The organism is Streptomyces sp. NPDC102437 (assembly GCF_044765565.1).
GTDB lineage: Bacteria > Actinomycetota > Actinomycetes > Streptomycetales > Streptomycetaceae > Streptomyces.
The window spans coordinates 1-17,423 of record NZ_JBIWKI010000005.1 but is presented as its reverse complement, the minus strand read 5'-3'; the positions used below and the strand labels follow the sequence as shown (position 1 = coordinate 17,423).

Here is a 17,423-nt window from a genome sequence, read left to right as displayed (position 1 = left end):
CATGGCCGATCGTCCGGAAGGAGGGACGTCGATGAGCACGAAGGACTTCGTCGAGAAGGACTACTACAAGGTCCTCGGCGTCCCCAAGGACGCCACCGACGCCGAGATCAAGAAGGCGTACCGGAAGCTCGCCCGCGAGTTCCACCCGGACGCCAACAAGGGCGACGACAGGGCCGAGGAGCGCTTCAAGGAGATCTCCGAGGCGAACGACGTCCTCGGTGACAGCAAGAAGCGCAAGGAGTACGACGAGGCACGCGCCCTCTTCGGCAACGGCGGCTTCCGGGCCGGACCCGGCGGCGCGGGAGGCAACTTCAACTTCGACCTCGGCGACCTCTTCGGAGGGGCCCAGGGCGGGGGCCAGGGCGGCGCGGCCGGCGGTTTCGGCGGCGGCGGTCTGGGCGATGTCTTCGGCGGCCTGTTCAACCGGGGCGGTACGGGGACACGGGTGCAGCCGCGTCGCGGCCAGGACATCGAGTCCGAGGTGACGCTCAGCTTCACCGAGGCCGTCGAGGGGGCCACGGTCCCGCTGCGGATGTCCAGCCAGGCGCCCTGCAAGGCGTGTTCCGGCACCGGCGACAAGAACGGCACCCCCAGGGTCTGCCAGACCTGCCTCGGCACCGGCCAGGTCTCGCGCGGCACCGGCGGCGGCTTCTCGCTCACCGATCCCTGCGTGGACTGCAAGGGCCGGGGCCTCATCGCCCAGGACCCGTGCGATGTCTGCAAGGGCAGCGGGCGGGCGAAGTCCTCCAAGACCATGCAGGTCAGGATTCCGGCGGGCGTCTCGGACAACCAGCGGATCCGGCTGCGCGGCAAGGGCGGGCCCGGCGAACGCGGCGGACCGGCCGGTGACCTGTACGTCGTGGTCCACGTCGACGCCCACCCGGTCTTCGGCCGCAGGGGCGACAACCTCACGGTCACCGTGCCCGTCGACTTCACGGAGGCGGCGCTCGGCGGCGACGTGAAGGTACCCACGCTCGGCGGCCCGGCGGTCACGCTGAAGCTGCCCCCGGGTACTCCCAACGGGCGCACGATGCGCGCCCGCGGCAAGGGCGCCGTACGCAAGGACGGCACCCGGGGCGACCTGCTGGTCACCGTCGAGGTGAAGGTGCCGGGCGACCTCAGCAACGAGGCCAGGGACGCCCTGGAGGCCTACCGGAAGGCGACCGCGGGCCAGGACCCGCGGGCGGAGCTGTTCCAGGCAGCGAAGGGAGCTTGAGGTGGACGGCCGACGACGCAATCCGTACGAACTGACCGATGAATCCCCGGTGTACGTGATCTCGATCGCGGCCCAGCTCTCGGGCCTGCACCCGCAGACACTGCGCCAGTACGACCGTCTCGGCCTCGTCTCGCCCGACCGCACGGCCGGGCGCGGCAGGCGCTACTCGGCCCGCGACATCGAGCTGTTGCGCACCGTGCAGCAGCTGTCGCAGGACGAGGGCATCAACCTCGCCGGTATCAAGCGCATCATCGAGCTGGAGAACCAGGTCGCCGCGCTCCAGCAGCGCGTCGCCGAGCTCTCGGCGGCGGTGGACGGCGCGGCACAGGCGATGCAGCAGCGCGAGGCCCAGGTGCACGCCTCGTACCGGCGCGATCTGGTGCCGTATCAAGACGTCCAGCAGACCAGTGCGCTGGTGGTCTGGCGGCCGAAACGGCCGAAGGACTGAACTCGGGCCCCAAGGGCCGGGGAGGCGGCTTACGGGCCGGTTCCCCGGCCCTTTGCCGTACGCCGCCGCGAACCGGTGAAGCCGCTCGCGGGGCGGGGCATCAGCGCTGTTCCTCCTCCAGCATCCCCGACCGCGCTATCAGATAGCCGAGCTGGGCACGGCTGCTGCTGCCGAGCGCGGCGGCGAGCTTGGCGACGTGGGCCCGGCAGGTGCGGACATTCATGCCGAGGCGGCGGGCGATGGAGTCGTCCACATGGCCCTCCACGAGGAGCTGGGCGATGGAGCGCTGCACCCCGCTGATGCCCAGGGAGGTCGGTTCGTACTTGACCTCCTCCCGCAGCGGAGCCGCTCTGGTCCAGAGCTGCTCGAACACGTTGGCCAGGTACTCGACCAGCCCGGGATGACGGAGTTCCAGGGCCACCTGATCGTCGTCGCTGGCCGGGATGAAGGCGACGGTCCGGTCGAACACGATCAGGCGGCCGATGAGCTCTTCGAGGGTGCGTATCTCCATGTTGTCGTCGGCCATGCGTTCCGCGTACGCCAGCGTGCTGGGGCTGTGGCGCGCGGTGTGCTGGTAGAGGGTGCGGATGCCGACGCCGCGGTGGACCACGGACAGGCCGCGCTCCAGCGACTTGCTGAGATCATCCTCGCTCCGGCCGCCGCCGGGCTGGACGGTGAGCACTTCGGTGCGGCACTCTGCGGTGGCGAGATCGAGTGCCGCGTTGATCCGGTTCATGCCCTCCAGCACGGTGATGGCGTGGGTGCTGGGCGGCCCCAGGGTGCTGATGTCCATGAACGGCTCGAACGACTCCGTCAGTTCGACCGAGTGCCGGCGCCGTTCCAGGATCTCGCGCTCGATGGGATGCAGATGTTGTGCGAGAGCGGTGGACGGTGGAACGGGCCGGAGCCAGGCCGGGTCGTCCGGATCGGGATGCAGCAGCGCGAACTCCATCAGGCAGGGCGCCGGTTCCACTTCGGCGCGGGCGATGCGTCCCAGCCGCAAAGCACTGGCGTAAAGCCGTGCTCCCGCGTCGCACAGTTCGGTGATCCCATGAGAATGTGTCGGCTTTGTGTTGCTTGTGGTCATATCGTCACCCCCCAGGTTCCTGAACATGCAAGAACATGATGCATCTACGCGGTGGTGCTTGCGTGCCCAGGTGAGACATCGTCTTAGGTGCGGGGGAGAAGAATCCACAAGTGAGGACGAAGCCGACTATGTATAAGCGAATGCATCGCTCGGCGCTTGCCGTCTCGTTCGTCGCGGCCCTGGGGGTCGGGCTGGTGGGCGGCAGCGACATTGGCTGGAGCGAGGACAGCGTTGCCGGTGGCGACATCGGGTGGGCCGTCCAGGCGGCAGCCGACGGTGACATCGGCTGGGTCGCGCCTGCCAACTCGTCCGACATCGGCTGGGTCTCGCCCGCCGACATCGGCTGGGTCTCGCCCGCCGAGTCGTCCGACATCGGGTGGGTCGTCCAGGCCTCGGCCGACGGTGACATCGGCTGGGTCGCGCCTGCCAAGTCGTCCGACATCGGCTGGGTCTCGCCCACCGGTACCGGCTCCGCCACGGCCCGCACAAGCGCATGACCATCCCGCCGGACGACCGGACCTTCCGGCGAGAGATGGCCACGGCCTACCGATCAGGCTGGCATTTCATCGATCTCGTCACTGCCGTCCCCCACTGTGGCGACTCGTTGATGGTCACTCTGTTCGGCGACCCCATCGTTGTCGCACGTGAAGAAGACGACGAAGTACGCGCGTACCGCTGCCTCCGCAAGCCGCGTGGAGCCCCGCAGCCCGTTCGCTGCGCGATCCGGTACGACATGATCTTCGTCAACCTCGACCGGCGGGACCACCAGCTGTTCGAGCCAGAGACTATTTCCGCCACCCCCCGCAGTGCCTGAGCGATCCCCCGTCGTTCCATGTCGCTCAGTCACTCCCCCACACAACGGCGCCATCGTGACCTGAACACGATGGCGCCGTTGTGCCTTTTCCGGCCGGTGTGCTTTTCCCGGCCGGGCCCTGCCTGACCGGCCCGCGGGCCGGTCAGGCCTTGCCGAGCGCCCGGTCCACGGCGATCTCGATGACGATCCGGTCCGGGTTGGGCTTCGGGGTGCGCTCGTAGCGCTCCGCGTAGCGGCGTACCGCGTCGGCCACCGCCTCCGGCTCCGTGCGTACCGTCGCACGCCCCTCCAGCGTCGCCCAGCGGCGCCCGTCGATCTGGCAGACGGCGACCCGTGCCCCGTCCGGGCCGGCGGCCAGGACGTTGGCGGCCTTCCTGGTGTTCTTGCCGGTGATGACCCGCGCCAGCCTCGTCTCGGGGTCGTACGTCACGCCCACCGGCACCACGTGCGGCGTCCCGTCGGGGCGGGGCGTGGTCAGGGTGCACACATGCCGTGCCCGCCAGAAGGCGAGGTACTCGGGGCCGGGGTTCGTCACGTCGACTGCCATGGACACAGCGTAGGCAGCACGGGCACGGCCCCGGGGCGCCGCCCCCGCCCCGGTGGCGGTGGGTCGGTGCGGCCGGTTCACTCGAAGCAACCCGGCGTCGGCGGACGGGCCGACGGCCCCGGCCCTCCGATCAAGTTGAGTGGAGGCCACTCAATATTGTCTTGAGTGCAGTAGACTCAACTTTACGCACTTTGGCATAGTCAGAGTCAGTGCTGTGGAGAGAGACCAGTCACCGCAAGGAGGAGAAAGCGCACGTGGACGCCGAGCTGACCAACAAGAGCCGGGACGCCATCAACGCGGCCACCAGCAGGGCCGTGAAGGACGGGCACCCCGATCTGACCCCCGGGCACCTGCTGCTCGCGCTGCTCGCGGGCGAGGACAACGAGAACATCACCGATCTGCTCGCCGCCGTCGAGGCCGACCAGATCGCCGTACGCACCGAGACCGAGCGCCTCCTGGGCGCCCAGCCCAGCGTCACCGGGTCCACCGTCGCCCCGCCGCAGCCCAACCGCGAGCTGCTCGCCGTCATCGCCGACGCCGCGCAGCGCGCGAAGGAGCTCGGCGACGACTACATCTCCACCGAGCATCTGCTGATCGGCATCGCGGCCGAAGGTGGCCGCGCCGGTGAGATCCTCAGTGGGCAGGGGGCCGGTGCGAAGAGGCTGCTGGACGCATTCGAGAAGAGCAGGGGAGGGCGCCGGGTGACCACACCCGACCCGGAGGGCCAGTACAAGGCGCTGGAGAAGTTCGGTACGGACTTCACCGCGGCCGCACGCGAGGGCAAGCTCGACCCGGTCATCGGCCGTGACCAGGAGATCCGCCGCGTCGTCCAGGTGCTCTCCCGCCGCACCAAGAACAACCCCGTGCTCATCGGTGAGCCCGGCGTCGGCAAGACAGCCGTCGTCGAGGGCCTCGCCCAGCGCATCGTCAAGGGCGACGTCCCCGAGTCCCTGAAGAACAAGCGGCTCGTCTCCCTCGACCTCGGTGCGATGGTCGCGGGAGCCAAGTACCGCGGCGAGTTCGAGGAGCGGCTGAAGACCGTCCTCTCCGAGATCAAGGAGAGCGACGGGCAGATCATCACCTTCATCGACGAGCTGCACACCGTCGTGGGCGCGGGCGCCGGCGGCGACTCCGCCATGGACGCCGGCAACATGCTCAAGCCGATGCTGGCCCGCGGCGAGCTCCGCATGGTCGGCGCGACGACGCTCGACGAGTACCGCGAGCGGATCGAGAAGGACCCCGCCCTGGAGCGCCGCTTCCAGCAGGTGCTGGTGGCCGAGCCGAGCGTCGAGGACACCATCGCGATCCTGCGCGGGCTCAAGGGCCGGTACGAGGCCCACCACAAGGTCTCCATCGCGGACTCCGCGCTGGTGGCCGCCGCGACCCTGTCCGACCGCTACATCACCTCCCGCTTCCTGCCCGACAAGGCGATCGACCTGGTCGACGAGGCGGCGTCCCGGCTGCGCATGGAGATCGACTCCTCGCCCCTCGAGATCGACGAGCTCCAGCGCGCCGTCGACCGTCTCCACATGGAGGAGCTGGCCCTCAAGAACGAGACCGACCCCGGCTCCCTGCAGCGCCTGGAGAAGCTCCGCCGCGACCTCGCCGACAAGGAGGAGGAGCTGCGCGGCCTCAATGCCCGCTGGGAGAAGGAGAAGCAGGGCCTCAACCGCGTCGGTGAGCTGAAGGAGCGTCTCGACGAGCTGCACGGCCAGGCCGAACGCGCCCAGCGCGACGGCGACTTCGACACCGCCTCCAAGCTGCTGTACGGGGAGATCCCCGGCCTGGAGCGGGAGTTGGCGGAGGCGTCCGAGGCCGAGCAGGAGGCGGCCAAGGACACGATGGTCAAGGAGGAGGTCGGCCCGGACGACATCGCCGACGTCGTCGGCTCCTGGACCGGCATCCCGGCCGGACGCCTGCTGGAGGGCGAGACCCAGAAGCTGCTGCGCATGGAGGACGAGCTCGGCAGGCGGCTCATCGGGCAGAGCGAGGCCGTGCGGGCGGTGTCGGACGCGGTACGCCGCACCCGCGCCGGAATCGCCGACCCGGACCGGCCCACCGGCTCGTTCCTCTTCCTCGGCCCGACCGGTGTCGGCAAGACGGAGCTGGCGAAGGCGCTCGCCGACTTCCTGTTCGACGACGAGCGGGCCATGGTCCGCATCGACATGAGCGAGTACGGCGAGAAGCACAGCGTGGCTCGGCTCGTCGGCGCCCCGCCCGGATACATCGGCTACGAGGAGGGCGGCCAGCTCACCGAGGCGGTACGCCGCCGCCCGTACAGCGTCGTGCTGCTGGACGAGGTCGAGAAGGCCCACCCCGAGGTCTTCGACATCCTGCTCCAGGTCCTCGACGACGGCCGGCTCACCGACGGACAGGGCCGGACGGTGGACTTCCGTAACACCATCCTGGTCCTGACCTCCAACCTCGGCAGCCAGTTCCTGGTCGATCCCCTGACCAAGCCCGAGGAGAAGAAGGAACGGGTCCTGGAGATCGTACGGGCCTCGTTCAAGCCGGAGTTCCTCAACCGGCTCGACGACGTGGTGGTCTTCTCCGCCCTGTCCGGTGACGAGCTCGCGCACATCGCGCAGCTCCAGATCGACCGGCTCGCCAAGCGGCTGGCCGACCGGCAGCTCACGCTCGACGTCACGCCCGAGGCCCTGGCCTGGCTGGCCGAGGAGGGCAACGACCCGGCTTACGGGGCGCGGCCGCTGCGCCGCCTCATCCAGACGGCGATCGGTGACCGGCTGGCTAAGGAGATCCTCTCCGGCGAGGTGAAGGACGGCGACACCGTCCGGGTGGACCGGGTCGGTGACGATCTGCTCGTCGGGCCCGCGACCGCGGGCGGGGCGTCGGGCGCGACCGCGTAGGAGGCGCACGGCCGGCCGATGACGGGGCCCCGGCCCGAGAACCGCACGGTCCTCGGGCCGGGGCCCCGTCGTTCGCGCCGTCAGTCCTCCGTGGGTCCGCCGCCGTTCCCCCGCCGGGCAGGGAGCGAGGAATTACGGTGATGTCGGGAGAAAGGCAAAAATGGTCACCGTCATCGATGATCCATCGTTCAACATCGATATTGAGCCAAACGTCTTGCTCCGCGCCGATGGGTGGCAGCCTCCGGACCGCCCCCGCCCCCGGCTGCATCGCCCGCCCCTGACAAGGGACTTCTGTTCGGGCGCGGGCGGCTTCCGCCCGGTGTCGCGCGAATAATCAGGACACCTTGCGGCGTCCGCCGTGGCCTGCTCGCGGGCACGGTTGGGGGCGGAATTCGGCAGTCGGTAGCGTGCCCGCATGAACGAGCGGATAGGCGATGAGATAAATTCGGGGCCCAAAAAGCCCAGATCTGACAATCTCTTTCACCTTGGCGAATTCCGTGCCCTTTGGGCCGCCTATGCCCAGTCGATCCTGGGTGATCAGCTGGCACGCGTGGCCCTGTCGTTGCTCGTGTTCGAACGCACCGACTCGCCAGGGTGGACCGCGGCGACATATGCGCTGACCACCTTGCCCGCACTGCTGTCCGGGGTGCTCCTGTCCGGCCTGGCGGACCGGTTCCCCCGGCGTACGGTCATGATCAGCTGCGATCTCGTGCGGATGGTGCTGGTCGGGCTGATGGCCCTGCCCGGTATGCCCTTGCCGCTGCTCGCGGGGCTGCTGGTGCTGGCGCAGCTGGCCGAGGCGCCCTTCGGTGCCGCACAGGGCGCGCTGCTGCCCACCGTGCTCGGCGCCGGGCGGTACGAACGCGGCCAGCGGGTCATGCAGATCACCCACCAGACCGGCCAGCTGGTCGGCTTCGCCGGCGGAGGTCTGCTGGCCGCGTGGCTGGGCAGCAACCTCTCGCTGGGCGTGAACGCGTTGACCTTCCTCCTCTCGGCGATGCTGGTCAGGTTCGGCGTGAAGGCCCGTCCCGCGGCGAGTGCCGATGCCCGCAAGAAGCGGCTCGGCGCACAGGTCGGGGGCGCGGCCGGGCTGATCTGGTCGGACCGCAGACTCCGGTCGCTGCTCGCGCTGGGGTGGCTCGCGGGGTTCGTCGTCCTGCCGGAGGGGCTGGCAGCCCCGTTCGCGGACGAAGCCGGCGGTGGCGCGTACTCGGTGGGACTCCTGCTCGCCTCACATCCGGCGGGAATGGTGCTGGGGGCGGCCCTGCTGGGGCGGGCCGGGGTCGGCGACGAGTCGCGGCGCCGGCTGCTCGGGCCGCTGGCGATCGGAGCGAATCTGCCGCTGGTCGCCTACTGGCTCGATCCCGGCGTCGGCGCGGCCATGTTCCTGCTGATGGTGGCCGGGGTGTGCTCCGCCTACCAGATCACCGCCGGGGCCACCTTCGTACTCCTGACACCGGTCGACCAGCGCGGCCAGGCGCTGGGGCTGGCCAGGTCGGGGGTGACCGCCATGCAGGGGATCGGCGTCGCCCTCGGGGGTGTCGCGACGGAGCTGACCGGCTCGTCGGCGAACACCATCGGCGCGTCCGGACTTCTCGGGGTGCTGTGCGCGATCCTCGCCGCCGCCGCCTGGTCACGGGCGCGGGCAAGCGATGCGCAGATGATTCCCCCGAAGGCATAGGCAGGGCCTGGACCCCCCTGGCGGCGAAACGCGGCTAGGGTCGTCGGCAGGAAACCACGAGCGATCCACAGGAGTACCCAGCGATGTCTATCGATCCGTCCTCGATTCCGAATTTCGGGGGCCAGCCCGAACCGCAGGCGGCAGGACCCGAGGGCCCCGTTGTCCCTGACCAGGACCTCGTCAAGCAGCTCCTCGAACAGATGGAGCTGAAGTTCGTCGTCGACGACGAGGGCGACCTCGCGGCGCCGTGGGAGGAATTCCGGACGTACTTCATGTTCCGGGGCGAGGACGAGCAGCAGGTCTTCTCGGTCCGTACGTTCTACGACCGCCCGCACGCCGCGGACCAGCGCCCGGTCCTGCTCGACGCGATCGACGACTGGAACCGCCGCACGCTGTGGCCGAAGGTCTACACGCACACCCACGAGCCCGAGGAGGGCTCCGAGGAGACCGAGGTCTCGGTCCGTCTGATCGGTGAGGCGCAGATGCTCATCGGTACGGGCGTCAGCCTGGAGCACTTCGTCTCGTCGACGGTCAGCTGGGTGCGCGCCTCGATCGAGTTCGACAAGTGGCTGCAGGAGCGCCTGGGCCTGACCCCGGCCGAGGAGAAGACGGACGGCGGGGACCCGGTTCCCCCGAGCGCCTGAGCCCTCGCACGGCGGTGACACCCCACCCCGGGGCGGCGGTCCTGGTGACCGCCGCCCCGGGGTGGCGCCGTTTCAGGGCGCCAGCCGCCGCAGCCGGCCGACCGCGTCGTGCAGGACGTCGTCCTGCTTGCAGAAGGTGAAGCGGACCTGGCCGCGACCGGCGTCCGGGTCGTCGTAGAAGACGGAGTTGGGGACGGCGACGACGCCGCAGCGTTCGGGGAGGGCGCGGCAGAAGGCGTAGGCGTCCTTCTCGCCGAACGGGGCGATGTCGGTGGTGATGAAGTACGTGCCCTGGGGCCGGTAGACCTCGAACCCGGCCGCACGCAGTCCGTCGCCGAGCAGGTCGCGCCTGCGGCGGAGGCCGGCGCGGAAGCCGTCGAAGTAGGAGTCCGGCAGGCGCAGCGCCTCGGCGATCGCGTACTGGAACGGGCCCGCGCTGACGTAGGTCAGGTACTGCTTGGCGGTGCGGACGGCGGCGGTCAGCGGGGCGCTCGCGGTGACCCAGCCGACCTTCCAGCCGGTGTACGAGAAGGTCTTGCCGGCGGACGAGATCGAGACCGTGCGGTCGCGCATGCCGGGCAGCGAGGCCGGCGGGATGTGTTCGCCCTCGAAGACCAGGTGTTCGTAGACCTCGTCGGTGACCACGAGGAGGTCGTGCTGCACCGCCAGTCGGGCGATCGTGGTCAGCTCCTCGCGGGTGAGGACCATGCCCGTCGGGTTGTGGGGGCTGTTCAGCAGCAGCAGCCGGGTGCGGGGCGTGATCGCGTCCCGGAGGGCGTCGAGGTCGGGGCGGAAGTCCGGGGCGCGCAGGGTCAGCGGTACGCGGACGCCGCCCGCCATGGCGATGCAGGCGGCGTACGAGTCGTAGAAGGGCTCGAACGCGATGACCTCGTCGCCGGGTTCCAGCAGCGCGAGCATGGCCGCGGCGATGGCCTCGGTGGCTCCGGCGGTGACCAGGACCTCGGTGTCGGGGTCGTAGGAGATGCCGTAGCGCCGCTGCTGGTGGTCGGCGATCGCGGTGCGCAGTTCGGGGATGCCGGGGCCCGGCGGGTACTGGTTGCCGTGCCCGTCGCGCAGCGCCCGGACCGCGGCCTCGCGGATCTCCTCGGGGCCGTCGGTGTCGGGGAAGCCCTGGCCGAGGTTGATGGAGCCTGTCCGCACGGCGAGCGCCGACATCTCCGCGAAGATCGTCGTGCCGAACCCGTCGAGGCGGCGGTTGAGCAGCGGTCGTCCCTGTGTCATGGCTGTCATCCTGCGCGCAAGCTCTGGAGTTGCTCAAGTCTGCTTTGGCCGTTCGGGGCCGGGGGCATCCCCCACACACGCGGGAAGCGCGTGGAAGCGGGGGACCTCGCTTCGGGGGACGGAAGGGCGTGAGGTCGGTGAAGGTATTCGTCGGTGTGGTGATCGCGGTCGGTCTGATCGTGCTGCTCGTCTCGGTCCTGGTGAAGGCCGGGAACCGGGCGAGGGCGGGCAGGCGGCGCGGGCGGCGGGGGTCCGTCGGCGGCGGCTCGGAGGGCGGCTGGTGGGCAGGGAGTGACGGCGGCAGCAGCGGCGGTTCGTCATGCGGAGGCAGCAGCGGTTCGTCCTGCGGAAGCGGGAGCTCCGGGCATTCCGGGAGCTCCGGGCACTCCGGAGGCCATTCGTGCGGCGGCGGCCAATCCTCGTGCGGTGGTGGTTCTTCGTGTGGCGGCGGGGGCGGATGCGGCGGCGGTAGCTGATCCGGGCAGCTGGTTTTGGAGGTGTCCGGTGGGTGAACTCCCGCCGGGCACCTTTTTGTTGGGCCTTTTTGCGAGTTGCCGGTGAACAGTTGATCCGAGAGGCCCCCGAGGGGATGGAAAGCACGGCAAGTTGGGTAAAACCGCTGTGGATACGGCTTATTCGTGGTTCCCTCGGTTGAGAGAACATCCAGCCCTCGGACCCCAGTTGGACCTGATTGGGCGCTACCCCTCCTACGTGCATCACGTCGGGGGCGTCCCCTGTCCATGTGTCCATGCTTGCTTGCGGAGCCGACTCATGCTCACGACCCTCCAGACGGCTTATTCCGATACCCGCGCCGCCGACCTGGCCTGGACGCTGGGACGCGAACCGCTCCCCGCCCTGGCCGTGCTCGACCTCGATCTCGCGGGTGCCGGACTCCAGATGCGCCTGCTCGGCGCCTCCCACCAGGTGCTCCTCGAAGAGGACCGCGGCACCTGTTCCGAAACCGTGGCCTGTATCCCCGGGAGCAGCACCCCGCTCCCGCTCGGGGTCTCCAAGCGGCTCGGGGAATGGGAGTACGAATTCGCGGCGCGCGTCGAGACCCTCTCGGAGGGCTCGTTCGCGGGCCGCGCGCAGGAACTCCTCGCGCTGGTCGCCGACCACCCGCAGGGTCTCGCCGGCACGTTCCCCGGCAGCCCGCACGCCTTCACCGCCATGCTCGCCCAGCGGACCGAGGGCCAGGTGCGGTGGCGCACCTGGCATGCGTACCCGCAGGAGGGGCAGTTGGTGGTGACGCGCACCCGAGTGGGAGTGCGGAAGACGGCGGCAGTGCTCTGAGTAGCCCCAACCCCGTTGTGAGCACGCCACTTACACCCTTGCGGGTGACAGGCTGCCACGTGATCGTGACGTAGCGTTCGCATCATGATCGACCAGCAGGTGTCGCTGCGAGGGGGCGCGGCGTTTCTTCCCGTAGGGCCGAGGACCGGCCGGTATCTCGTACTGGCCGCGGTCTTCGTCTGTGCCGCCTGCGGTCTGGTGTACGAGCTCGAACTGGTGGCGCTCGCCTCTTACTTGATCGGTGATTCCGTCACCCAGGCATCGGTCGTGCTCTCCGTGATGGTCTTCGCGATGGGCGTCGGCTCGCTTCTCGCGAAACGTTTACGCAGCCGTGCCGCAGTGGGGTTCGGGCTGATCGAGGCGGCGCTCGCGCTCGTCGGCGGCTCCTCGGCGCTGGTGTTGTACGCGTCGTTCGCCTGGATCGGGGAGTCGCGCTACGCCCTGGTCGGGTTCTCGCTCACGATCGGGATCCTGATCGGTGCGGAGATCCCGCTGCTGATGACCCTGATCCAGCGCGTCGACCGGCAGGACGCGGGCGGCGCCGTCGCGGATCTGTTCGCCGCCGACTACGTGGGCGCGCTGGTCGGAGGGCTCGCGTTCCCGTTCCTGCTGCTGCCGATGCTCGGGCAGCTCACCGGGGCGCTGTTCACCGGCGCGGTCAACGCGGCGGCGGGCGGGGCGCTGGTGCTGTGGGTGTTCCGGCGGGACCTCACCCCGCGCTCCCGCTGGCTGTTGATCGTGTTCAACGTGGCGGTGATCGCCCTGCTGGCCGTCGCCACCGCGCTGGTCGACGACTTCGAGCGGGCGGCGCGGCGTGCGGTGTACGGGGACGCGGTGCGGGTCGCGGTGCAGACCGAGGTCCAGGAGGTGGTGCTGACGGGGGCGGGCCGGGACTCCCTGGATCTTTATCTGGACGGCCGGCTGCGGGTCAGCGCGCGCGACGAGTACCGCTACCACGAGGCGCTGGTGCACCCGGCGATGAACGGGCAGCGCGCCCACGTGCTGATCCTGGGCGGTGGCGACGGCCTCGCCGCCCGGGAGGTGCTGCGCTACCCGGACGTGCGCGACGTCACGGTGGTCGAGCTCGACCGGGACGTCACCCGGTTGGCCCGTACCGACCCGGCGCTCTCGGAGCTCAACGGCCACGCGTTCCGCGACCCCCGGCTCACCGCCGTCACCGCCGACGCCTTCAACTGGATGCGGGCGGCGCACGGCAGCTACGACGTGGTGATCTCCGATCTGCCCGATCCCGGGATCTCCACCAGCACGAAGCTCTACTCGGCGGAGTTCTACGGCCTGGTCGCCCAGGCACTCGCGCCCGGCGGCCGGGCGGTGGTGCACGGGGGCCAGCCGGCGTCCCGGCCGCGTACGTTCTGGACGGTCGAGGCGTCGATGAGGGCGGCGGGCCTGGGGACCCGCCCGTACCGGATCAGCGGCCCGGCCGTCGATTCCGCGGCCGGACCCGACCGGACCACGCACCGCGAGCAGCGCGCGCCCGGCTGGGGCTTCGTCCTCGCCGGTGCGGGGCGCAGACCGGAGCTCGGCCTCGCCCCGAAGGCCCCGGAGCTGCGGTCGATGACGGAGCCCGGACTGATCGACACCGGGCGGCGGACGGAGAGCGCCCGGCTGCCGGGGCTGGCGCCGTCGACACTGGTGCATCCGCGGTACTGGGAGGACCGGTGAGCGGGGGCCCGGGCCGGGCCGAGCGATCGGGGCGATGGGTGGCTTCTGGAGGCGGAACCGCTGACGTGAGGGTCGGGGCTGAGTAGGCTCGGTTTCCATGGAGCATGAGGTGTTCGTTCCGGTTCCGGTCCCGTCCCTGAGGCGGACGCTGGGTGACCCCGCTCGCGTCGCGCGATGCGTGCCGGGCCTGCAGCAGGACGCCGACTCGTCCGCGGGCCCGCTCTCCGGCCGGCTCAAGGTCCGGGTCGACGGCCACACGATCACTTACCGCGGCGCGCTGCGGCTCACCGATGCGGCCGGGGCCGGGTCCGGTGTCGCGATCCTGGTGACCGGCGAGGGCACCGAGGCCCGGGGCAGCGGCTCGGTGAAGCTGAGCCTGACGATCGGGCTGACCGAGCGCGACGGCGGTACGGCGATGGGGTTCACGGGTACGGCGAGCGGTGACGGCCGGCTCCTGGAGCTGGACGCGGCGGCGGTGCTCGCGTCGGCCCGCCGACTGCTGGACCGCTTCGCCCAGCAACTGGTGACGGAGACGCTGGCGGCCGCCGGTGAGCCCGACGGGCCGCTCGGCGAGGCCGTGGAGCAGGCCATCGAGGAGGCGGCCGAGGAGGCCGACACGACGGGTGCGGCCACCGCCCGCGACAGCACCCCGGATGCCGACGGCCCCGAGGGCCCCGATGACATCGGCGACACCGATGACGTACCGCCCACCCATGAAGCCTCGGCGGACGAGGCGCCCTCGGCAGGGCAGCCGGGGGAGCCGGGGACTCCCGGGAACCCTCCGGGCACCGGCGCCGTCTTCGACGCGCCCGTGCCCCCGCCGTCGCCCGACCCGGTTTCCGAGACGGGGTTCACCGGCCCGGAGAACCCCCCGGCGGAGGCCGCGCACGCCAGGCGGACCATGATCGGCCGCAGCGCCGAGGAGGTCGACCACGCGCCGCCGCGCGGCCGGTACGCCCCCGTTCCGTCACCCGATTCGACCACCGCGGGCGTCACGCTCCGCTGGGTCGCCCCGGCCGCCGCGCTGGCTCTGGCATCCGCCGTGGTGGTGACCAGGGCGTTGAGGCGGCGGCGGTAGCGGTCGCGCCAGTAATGTCGGGCGGGTGAGTAGCAGCGAGAAGGAAGTCCGGCTGTCCGTCGGCGACACAGAGTTGACCGTGAATCCCGCCGACGGCTGTCGCATCGACAGCCTGCGGATCGGTGGCACCGAACTGTTGCGGCAGGGGGAGCGGTACGGCTGCTTCCCGATGGTGCCGTGGTGCGGGCGCACCGGGAACGGGCTGTTCCGCAACGGCGACGTCCCGCACCGGTTGCCGCTGAACGCCCCGCCGCACGCCATCCACGGCACCGGCCGGGACACCGCCTGGCAAACCGCCCGGCTGGCCGAACGGGAGGCGTCGTTCTACTACGACCTCGCCGACCCCTGGCCGTACCCGGGACGGGTGACCCAGACCTTCGAACTGGCCGAGGACTCGCTCACCCTAGCCTTCGGCATCGAGACGTACGGGGACTCGTTCCCGGCGCAGGCCGGCTGGCACCCCTGGTTCCTGCGCAACCTCGGCGGCGGTGGCAAGGACGTGGAGGTGGCCTTCGATGCGGCCTGGCAGGAGGAGCGGGGCGAGGACCATCTGCCGACCGGCCGTCGCATCCCGCCCCTGGAGGGGCCCTGGGACGACTGCTTCGGGATGCCGGACGGCGTCGAGGTGACGCTCACCTGGCCGGAGCAGCTGGAGCTGACCGTGAAGAGCCGGACCGAGTGGGTCGTGATCTACGACGAGCAGGACGAGGCGGTCTGCGTGGAGCCGCAGTCCGGCCCCCCGAACGGGCTGAACACCGCGCCCCGCTACGTCACCCCGATCGATCCTCTGGAGATCGCGACGACGTGGAGCTGGCGCCGGCTCTGACCCGGGCGCCGGCTCGTGCTCCGGCCCCGGATCCGGCCCCGGCGGCGGTCCGCCGGGCAGCCTCTAAGCTCGTAGCCATGAGTGACGTACGTGCTGAGCTGCTCCAGCAGATCAAGGACAAGGCCGTGGTACACGGCAAAGTGACCCTCTCCTCGGGTCTTGAGGCCGACTGGTACATCGACCTGCGCCGCATCACGCTGGACGGCAAGGCCGCTCCGATGGTCGGTCAGGTCATGCTCGACGCCACCGCCGAGCTGGACTACGACTGCGTGGGCGGGCTGACGCTGGGCGCCGACCCGGTCGCCACCTCGATGCTGCACGCCTCCGCCGCGCGCGGGCAGGAGCTGGACGCGTTCGTCGTCCGCAAGGCCCAGAAGGCGCACGGGATGCAGCGCCGCATCGAGGGCACGGACGTGAAGGGCCGCCGCTGCCTGGTGGTCGAGGACACGTCGACCACCGGTGGTTCGCCGCTGACGGCCGTCGAGGCGGTGCGCGAGGCAGGTGGCGAGGTCGTGGCCGTGGCCGTGATCGTGGAGCGGGGCGCTGCTCCGGCCATTGCCGAGGCGGGCCTGCCGTATGTCCACGTCTACTCGGTGACCGATCTCGACCTGGCCTGACATCCGGCTTTGACCTGCGGCTTTTTCCAGGGGCGGGCTGTTTCACGTGAAACGGCCCGCCCCTTGCGCATGTCTGCCGAGCGGCTGCCGGAACGGCCCGGTGGTGGGCCGGGTGGAGCCGGAACGAGAGTCTGGGAAGATAGGGGCGACGATGACGTCGCCCCCAGGTCAGGGAACCAGCAACGCACACCCGCATATCCCAAGGAGCGGTCAGATGCCCATCGCAACCCCCGAGGTCTACGCCGAGATGCTCGACCGGGCGAAGGCAGGAAAGTTCGCCTACCCGGCCATCAATGTGACGTCGACCCAGACCCTGCACGCTGCACTGCGCGGCTTCGCGGAGGCGGAGAGCGACGGCATCGTCCAGATCTCCACCGGTGGGGCGGAGTTCCTGGGCGGCCAGTACAACAAGGACATGGTCACCGGCGCCGTGGCCCTGGCCGAGTTCGCGCACATCGTCGCCGCCAAGTACGACATCACGGTCGCGCTGCACACCGACCACTGCCCCAAGGACAAGCTGGACGGTTTCGTGCGTCCGCTGCTCGACATCTCCGCCGAGCGCGTCGCCCGGGGCGAGAACCCGCTGTTCCAGAGCCATATGTGGGACGGTTCGGCCGAGACGCTGGCCGACAACCTGGCCATCGGCCAGGAGCTGCTGGCCAAGGCTGCCGCCGCCAAGATCATTCTTGAGGTCGAGATCACCCCGACCGGCGGCGAGGAGGACGGTGTCACGCACGAGATCAACGACGAGCTGTACACCACCGTCGACGACGCGCTGCGCACCGCCGAGGCGCTCGGTCTGGGCGAGAAGGGCCGCTACCTGCTGGCCGCCTCCTTCGGCAACGTCCACGGCGTCTACAAGCCGGGCAACGTCGTGCTCCGCCCCGAGCTGCTGAAGGACCTCCAGGAGGGTGTCGGCGCCGAGTACGGCAAGGCTGCTGGTAGCCACCCCTTCGATTTTGTCTTCCACGGCGGCTCCGGTTCCACCGAGCAGGAGATCGCCACCGCGCTGGAGAACGGCGTCGTGAAGATGAACCTCGACACCGACACCCAGTACGCCTTCACCCGCCCGATCGTGGACCACATGTTCCGCAACTACGACGGTGTGCTGAAGGTCGACGGCGAGGTAGGCAACAAGAAGGTCTACGACCCGCGCAGCTGGGGCAAGTCCGCCGAGGCGGGCATGGCCAAGCGCGTCACGGAGGCCTGCACCAACCTGCGCTCCACCGGCACCAAGCTGAAGTAGCGGCAGCCGGTACGAAGTGTGGCCGTGGGGGGGGGGGGGCCGGGGGGGGGGGGGGGGCCGCCCGGGCCGGGGGGCGGGGGGGGGGGCGAAAAAAAAAAAGATGAGGGGGGGGGTGGCGGGGGGCGGCGGGGTAA

Annotated in this window: 16 protein-coding genes; 13 read left to right on the top strand and 3 right to left on the bottom strand. The window is 70.5% G+C overall.

Annotated elements, in window-relative coordinates; all coding sequences use genetic code 11:
• The first annotated feature begins 31 nt into the window (after positions 1-31).
• Both dnaJ and ACIRJP_RS08240 read left to right on the top strand, forming a co-directional pair.
• The gene (dnaJ, locus tag ACIRJP_RS08245) at positions 32-1,216 is read left to right on the top strand and encodes a molecular chaperone DnaJ (RefSeq protein WP_404169784.1); all 1,185 of its coding nucleotides are present in this window, start codon (positions 32-34) and stop codon (positions 1,214-1,216) included.
• Between the two features lies 1 nt (position 1,217).
• A complete protein-coding gene (locus ACIRJP_RS08240; RefSeq protein WP_072487850.1) occupies positions 1,218-1,664 on the top strand; it encodes a heat shock protein transcriptional repressor HspR in 447 nt (148 codons plus the stop codon).
• Positions 1,665-1,764: 100 nt separating this feature from the next.
• Here ACIRJP_RS08240 and ACIRJP_RS08235 read toward each other — a convergent pair whose 3' ends face one another.
• The gene (locus ACIRJP_RS08235) at positions 1,765-2,751 is read right to left on the bottom strand and encodes a helix-turn-helix transcriptional regulator (protein ID WP_404169780.1); all 987 of its coding nucleotides are present in this window, start codon (positions 2,749-2,751) and stop codon (positions 1,765-1,767) included.
• Positions 2,752-2,879: 128 nt separating this feature from the next.
• On the opposite strand from ACIRJP_RS08235, the gene ACIRJP_RS08230 reads away from it, so the two are divergent.
• Positions 2,880-3,248, top strand: coding sequence for a hypothetical protein (locus ACIRJP_RS08230; RefSeq protein WP_404169777.1), 369 nt, complete (start codon positions 2,880-2,882; stop codon positions 3,246-3,248).
• Positions 3,245-3,565: a (2Fe-2S)-binding protein gene (locus ACIRJP_RS08225; RefSeq protein ID WP_404169774.1), complete on the top strand. Its 321-nt coding sequence runs from the start codon at positions 3,245-3,247 to the stop codon at positions 3,563-3,565. Before ACIRJP_RS08230 ends, ACIRJP_RS08225 begins: the two co-directional genes overlap by 4 nt.
• A 142-nt stretch (positions 3,566-3,707) precedes the next feature.
• Here the strand turns inward: ACIRJP_RS08225 and ACIRJP_RS08220 are convergent, their stop codons facing one another.
• Positions 3,708-4,112, bottom strand: coding sequence for a TIGR03618 family F420-dependent PPOX class oxidoreductase (locus ACIRJP_RS08220; RefSeq protein ID WP_358944227.1), 405 nt, complete (start codon positions 4,110-4,112; stop codon positions 3,708-3,710).
• A 254-nt stretch (positions 4,113-4,366) separates the two neighbouring features.
• Here ACIRJP_RS08220 and clpB point away from each other — a divergent pair, with 254 nt between their 5' ends.
• The 3 genes from clpB to ACIRJP_RS08205 all read left to right on the top strand — a co-directional run bounded on the left by clpB (position 4,367) and on the right by ACIRJP_RS08205 (position 9,304).
• Positions 4,367-6,979: an ATP-dependent chaperone ClpB gene (clpB, locus tag ACIRJP_RS08215; RefSeq protein WP_404169769.1), complete on the top strand. Its 2,613-nt coding sequence runs from the start codon at positions 4,367-4,369 to the stop codon at positions 6,977-6,979.
• Between the two features lie 415 nt (positions 6,980-7,394).
• Positions 7,395-8,660 (top strand): MFS transporter, encoded by a 1,266-nt coding sequence (locus tag ACIRJP_RS08210; protein ID WP_404169766.1) that lies wholly within the window; start codon positions 7,395-7,397, stop codon positions 8,658-8,660.
• Between the two features lie 83 nt (positions 8,661-8,743).
• Entirely contained in the window at positions 8,744-9,304 is a 561-nt protein-coding gene (locus ACIRJP_RS08205) for a YbjN domain-containing protein (RefSeq protein ID WP_404169763.1), read from the top strand.
• Positions 9,305-9,376: 72 nt separating this feature from the next.
• Here ACIRJP_RS08205 and ACIRJP_RS08200 read toward each other — a convergent pair whose 3' ends face one another.
• Complete coding sequence (locus ACIRJP_RS08200) at positions 9,377-10,546, bottom strand: pyridoxal phosphate-dependent aminotransferase (RefSeq protein ID WP_404169761.1); 1,170 nt, start codon at positions 10,544-10,546, stop codon at positions 9,377-9,379.
• A gap of 771 nt (positions 10,547-11,317) precedes the next feature.
• Here ACIRJP_RS08200 and ACIRJP_RS08195 point away from each other — a divergent pair.
• From ACIRJP_RS08195 to fbaA, 6 genes are all read left to right on the top strand, one after another.
• Positions 11,318-11,839, top strand: coding sequence for a DUF2617 family protein (locus ACIRJP_RS08195; protein WP_404169758.1), 522 nt, complete (start codon positions 11,318-11,320; stop codon positions 11,837-11,839).
• An 84-nt stretch (positions 11,840-11,923) separates the two neighbouring features.
• A complete protein-coding gene (locus ACIRJP_RS08190) occupies positions 11,924-13,522 on the top strand; it encodes a polyamine aminopropyltransferase (RefSeq protein ID WP_404169755.1) in 1,599 nt (532 codons plus the stop codon).
• A 97-nt stretch (positions 13,523-13,619) separates the two neighbouring features.
• On the top strand, positions 13,620-14,600 hold the full coding sequence (locus ACIRJP_RS08185) for an SRPBCC domain-containing protein (RefSeq protein ID WP_404169752.1): 981 nt from the start codon (positions 13,620-13,622) through the stop codon (positions 14,598-14,600).
• A gap of 25 nt (positions 14,601-14,625) precedes the next feature.
• Entirely contained in the window at positions 14,626-15,426 is an 801-nt protein-coding gene (locus ACIRJP_RS08180; protein WP_404169749.1) for an aldose 1-epimerase, read from the top strand.
• Positions 15,427-15,503: 77 nt separating this feature from the next.
• Positions 15,504-16,043 carry an orotate phosphoribosyltransferase gene (gene pyrE, locus ACIRJP_RS08175; protein WP_404169746.1) on the top strand — a complete coding sequence of 180 codons (540 nt, stop codon included), beginning with the start codon at positions 15,504-15,506 and terminating at the stop codon, positions 16,041-16,043.
• A gap of 214 nt (positions 16,044-16,257) precedes the next feature.
• Complete coding sequence (gene fbaA, locus ACIRJP_RS08170; protein WP_404169743.1) at positions 16,258-17,289, top strand: class II fructose-bisphosphate aldolase; 1,032 nt, start codon at positions 16,258-16,260, stop codon at positions 17,287-17,289.
• Positions 17,290-17,423 lie beyond the last annotated feature (134 nt).